This window comes from Streptosporangium sp. NPDC003464 (assembly GCF_053588315.1).
On record NZ_JBSFPS010000438.1, the window covers coordinates 1 to 4,838 of the forward strand.

General features: G+C 72.8%; 4 protein-coding genes. 2 read left to right on the plus strand and 2 right to left on the minus strand.

Annotation, left to right across the window (positions count from 1 at the left end):
- The coding region (locus tag ACWDS7_RS46595; RefSeq protein WP_451934534.1) for an NTF2-like N-terminal transpeptidase domain-containing protein at positions 1–679 on the minus strand (679 nt) is incomplete at its 3' end.
- Positions 680–768: 89 nt separating this feature from the next.
- Here ACWDS7_RS46595 and ACWDS7_RS46600 point away from each other — a divergent pair.
- Positions 769–1,590 carry a spermidine synthase gene (locus ACWDS7_RS46600; protein WP_451934535.1) on the plus strand — a complete coding sequence of 274 codons (822 nt, stop codon included), beginning with the start codon at positions 769–771 and terminating at the stop codon, positions 1,588–1,590.
- A 22-nt stretch (positions 1,591–1,612) separates the two neighbouring features.
- On the opposite strand, the gene ACWDS7_RS46605 is transcribed toward ACWDS7_RS46600, so the two are convergent.
- Positions 1,613–3,385: a sensor histidine kinase gene (locus tag ACWDS7_RS46605; RefSeq protein ID WP_451934536.1), complete on the minus strand. Its 1,773-nt coding sequence runs from the start codon at positions 3,383–3,385 to the stop codon at positions 1,613–1,615.
- A gap of 181 nt (positions 3,386–3,566) precedes the next feature.
- On the opposite strand from ACWDS7_RS46605, the gene ACWDS7_RS46610 reads away from it, so the two are divergent.
- On the plus strand, positions 3,567–4,838 hold a 1,272-nt coding region (locus ACWDS7_RS46610), incomplete at its 3' end, for a serine hydrolase (RefSeq protein ID WP_451934537.1).

The following is a 4,838-nucleotide window of genomic DNA, read 5'->3' on the forward strand; positions in this document are numbered from 1 at the left end:
GGACCGGCCGGGAGAAGGTGGTGCGGACCCTTTCGACGGACGGCGGCGCGAACGCCGTCAGCTCCCGTGCCGTCCCGTCCGCCTGGACCGCCTCCAGGACGTAGCCGCTGTCGGTCTCGTCCAGGTCGGCCCCGAGCATGTCGAGGTAGCTCTCGGCCCCGCTGTCGCGCGGGAAGCGCGCGCCGGAGCGGGTGACCAGCTCGGCCGCGGGCGCCGGGGTCTCCCTGAGCCGGATCCGCCCGCCGTCCTTCAGCGCCGGGTGGAGCGTCTCCGGCGCCCAGAGCACCCTCCACCGCCCCTCCCGCAGGGCCAGCCGCAGTGTCGAGGAGAACGGCCAGGCCCCGAGGTCCTTGATCTCCCTGACTCCCTGGAAGGGCAGCTCGGCCGACCGGTCCCCCTGCCGCCGCAACGTGCCCGGCGTCAGGTCCAGCGTCTCGATCTCCAGATCCCGGGCGAAGGCGCGGTGCCGCTCGGCGAAGTCGGCGGGCCGGTCGGCGACCAGGCGGCCCATCGCGCCGATGTCGCTGTTCTCCCAGGCCGTCAGGTAGGCCAGCGCCGTCTCCTCGGGACCGGCCACCTTGCGGCCCTCCGCCTCCCTCGGGCGGACCAGCACGTAGACGCCGGCGGTGATGACGGTGAGAACGACGATGATGAGTGTGAGGACCGCTCGACTACGCATACGGTTTCTCCCAAGGGTGTCCCCCGGGTTGTTGTATATCAGAGGAAAGAGGATCAAAGGTGATGGTCAGGCGGGAACCGCGAGGGCCGATGCCAGGCCGTTATCCGGTGACCTTCGGCGAGGTGGAGCTCCTGGGGGATCTCGACCGGCCCTCCGGCTGGGTGATCTCCAAGGACGGCGTGCCCCAGTCCTACGTGGACCTGGAGGATCCGACCTACCTCGACTTCGAATACGTCCGGCTGATGGCCACCGTGATCGACCTCCTCGACGAGGGCCCACTCGACGCCGTGCACGTGGGGGGCTGCGCCTGCACCCTGCCCCGTTACGTGGCGGCGACCCGCCCGGGGTCGCGGCAGACCGTCGCCGAGCCGGACGGCGGCCTCGTGCAGCTCGTCAGGGACCAGCTCAGGCTGAAGTCGGTGCCGCGGCTCAAGGTGAAGATCCTCGACGGCCGTACGGCGACCGCCGGGCTCCAGGACGGCTCGGCCGACCTGGTCGTGCTGGACGCCTTCAGCGGCGCCACGATGCCGCTCGACCTGGCCACCTCCGAATACATGGGCGACGTCGCCCGCGTCCTGCGCCCCGCCGGGACCCTGCTGGTCAACATCGCCGACGGCAAGGGCCTGGCCTTCGCGCGCCGGGTGCTCGCCACCGTGGGCCGCGTCTTCCCCCACATGGCCCTGCTCGCCGACCCCGGCGTCATGCGGGGGCGCCGCTTCGGCAACCTCATCGTCGCCGCCTCCCGCGCCGGCCTGCCTCTCACCGGCCTGTCCCGCCGGGCCGCCGGGGGCCTCACCCAGGCCCGGTGCGTCCACGGGGACGACCTGACCAGGTTCATCGCCGGAGCGCCCCCGCTCAACGACGGCGACCCCGTCGTCGTGCCCGTCCCGCCGCCGGCGGTGTTCGGCTGAGCGCAGCCGGACCGCACGACCGTCAGCCGGGCGCCGGCACCCAGGCGCGCAGGCGTGTGCCCTCTCCCGGCCTGCCGGTCAGCTCCAGTCCTCCGCCGAGCGCGGCCATCCGGTCGGCCAGCGGGCCCAGCCCCCCGCAGCCGGTCAGCGCCGGGTCGAAGCCCTTCCCGTCGTCCGAGACGACCGCCTGGAGCCGCCCGCCGGCCTGCGTCAGCCGTACCTCGATCCGGGAGGCCGCGGCGTGCTTGAGCGCGTTGGCGATCGCCTCGCTCACCGCGAAGTAGACCGCGCCCTCGATCTCGTCGGGGAAGCGCCGTGCCCGCAGCGCCGCGTCGGCGGCCACCGTCGTCGCCACCGGCAGGCGCGAGCAGCGCTCCTCGACCGCCTCCACCAGGCCGCCCTGGCTGAGCACGGACGGGTGGATGCCCGCCGCGAGCTCCCGCAGGTCGGTGAGGGTCTGCCGGGCCTGCTCGCGCAGGAGTGCCAGGCTGTCGGGACCGCCGCCCGTCGCCCGGGCCAGCTCCAGCCCCGCGATCAGCGCCACGAGCTGCTGCTGGACCCCGTCGTGGATGTTGCGCTCGATCCGCCGCCGCTCGGCCTCCTCCGCGTTGACCAGCCGGGCCGCCAGTCCCGCGCTCTGGATCACCAGCCCGATCGGCACCGCCAGCGCCCGCAGGAGGCGCCGGTCCTCAGTGGTGAAGCGCCCCACCGTCCTGGGGCCGCACGCGATGCGCCCCAGCCCGGCCGGCACGGTGAGCACGGCCTCGCCGTCCTCCTCCCCCGCCACCACCCGCGTGCCGTCGGCGAGCTCGACGGCGGCCCACCGGACCTCCAGCCCGGCCTGCACGGCCCCGGCCAGCCTGCCGAGCTGCTCCACCGGCTCCGCCTCCTCCAGCGCCGGGCCGAGCTCGGTCAGCAGCTCGTCCACCGTGGGCCGCAGGTCGAAGACCAGGAAGAGCCGGGAGCCCCTGATCCCCACCCTGACGTCGAGGAGGTTGTGCCGGAAGACCGCCGCCGCGATCACGGCGGGCATCGCGGCCATGGCGCTGAAGACGCCCACCCAGACGGCCGGGCTGAGTTCCCCGGCCCCGAAGAAGAAGGGAGTCATCAGCACGAACCCGCCCAGGGTGCCCACGGTCCCGGCGACCATCCAGCGGAGCCGGCGGCGCTCGGTGGAGGCGCTCCGCCGCCAGCGGACGATCAGGGAGATCAGTACGGCCAGCCCCACCAGGAAGGTCACGACCTGTCCCAGGCCGCCCACGACGGCGACGACCAGCCCGGCCGGCCCGCTGAGCCCGAGCGGGTTGCCGCCCGGGAAGATGGCGTAGACCTCGTCAGGAGACAGGAGGATGCTCAGCCAGTGCGCGGTGACGGCCGCCGCGGCGATCCAGGCGACGGGCCGCCAGCGGCGCGAGGGCAGGCGCCCGTCGGGGAACATGATGGGGATGAAGACCCAGGACAGCCCGTAGAAAACGGTGAACAGCGAGGCGAGCACGGCGGCGACGCCGGCCAGCGGGCCCTGGCCGATGTCCTCCCGCATCAGGAGGCTGGTGCCGAACGCGCCGAGGCCCAGGCAGTCCGCGGCGGCCAGCAGCAGCCAGCCGTAGACGTTGTCGGGGCGCCGGTCCGCGACGAGCCAGCCGATCGCGGGCAGGGTCAGGCACACCACGATGAACAGCCACTGGCTGAACGGCGCGGGCAGCCCGGTCTCCAGCAGCCCGCCCGCGACGATCGCGGCCGCGGCCACCGCGGCCGCCGCCGCGGCGAGCACACGGGAGGAGGTCGCGGCAGTCATGAAAGGGAGCGTGACCTGCCGCAGAAGTCTCCGTCCATGGGGTTGTCCGCACATCCGTTGCAGTTTGCCGCACCCCGCGGGACGGAGGGTGGCCGGGTGTCGCGGCCGCGCGGCCCTGCCTAGTTTGGGATCAAGGCCACCGGAGAGGTGGTGACGTCCCCGGTCCGACAAGGAGCTTTCCGTGCGACTTCCGTTCAGACAGGCACGCATCCTCGCCCTCGCCCTCGCCACCGCGGCCGCGCCACTGGCGGTGCTCGCGGCCGGCGGGCAGGCCGCGGCGGCCGTCTCCACCGCGCCGGCGGTCGCCGCGGCTCCGGTGATCCCCGACAGCCCGGCCGGCCGGCAGCTGAGCTGGTTCCTCGACGCCGTGCCCAGGGCGCCCATCGCCGAGAGCGAGCTGCGCGACCACCTCAGCGCGGAGTTCCTCAAGACGGTCCCGCCCGCCGACTTCAACGCCTTCACCGCGCAGCTCAAGGGGCTCACGCTGGAGAAGCTGACCACCGTCAAGCCCGACCTCCTGGTCGGACCGGTGACCGTCGCCGGACAGAAGTTCGTCCTCACGCTGGCCGTGGACGGCGAGGGGAAGATCGGCTCGCTGCGGGTCGCCCCCGAGGACGTGCCCATCCCCCCGGTCCCCGGGAGCTGGAGCGAGCTCGACGCCCGGCTGCGCAAGGTCGCCCCCGAGGTCGGCTTCCTCGCCGCCGAGATCGACTCCCGGGGCCGATGCAAGATCGTTCACTCCGTGGCACCGGACCGGCCCCGGCCGCTGGGCTCGATGTTCAAGTTCTACGTGCTGGGCGCGGTGGCCGAGAAGATCCGCGACGGCAAGCTGAGCTGGGACGGCAAGCTCACCATCAAGCCCGAGTGGAAGAGCCCGAGCCAGGGTGGCCTGTTCGAGCGTCCCGACAACAGCACCACCACGGTCCACGAGGCCGCGAAACTGATGATCTCGATCAGCGACAACACCGCCACCGACATCCTCATCCACACCGTCGGGCGCAAGGCCGTCGAGGCCAAGGTGCGGCAGTGGTCCGGCCACGCCAAGCTGAACATCCCCTTCCTCACCACCCGGGAGCTGTTCCTGCTCAAGGGGGTGAACTATCCGGAGCAGGCCAGGTCCTACCTCGCGCTCAGCACCGCGAAGAAGCTCGCCTACCTGGAGGGAACGGTCGCCAAGCAGTCGCTGTCGGACATCAAGTACTGGACCAAGCCCCGCGAGATCGACACGCTGGAGTGGTTCGGCTCCCCGCGCGACGTCTGCCGCGCCTACGCCGGCCTGACCGCACTGAACTCCAAGCGGCTGCACGAGACGCTGTCGGCCAACGACGGCAGCCTCGGTCTCGACCCCAAGAAGTGGTCGGCGACCTGGTTCAAGGGCGGCTCCGAGCTCGGCGTGCTGGACCTGGGCTATCTCGCCCGTCCCGCCGGGAAGGTCGGCAAGTCCGGGAAGTCC

Excerpts from the sequence above, each read along its gene's own strand:
- ACWDS7_RS46605 (WP_451934536.1), bottom strand. The coding sequence starts at position 3,385 with ATGACTGCCGCGACCTCCTCCCGTGTGCTCGCCGCGGCGGCGGCCGCG.
- ACWDS7_RS46600 (WP_451934535.1), top strand. The coding sequence starts at position 769 with ATGCCAGGCCGTTATCCGGTGACCTTCGGCGAGGTGGAGCTCCTGGGG.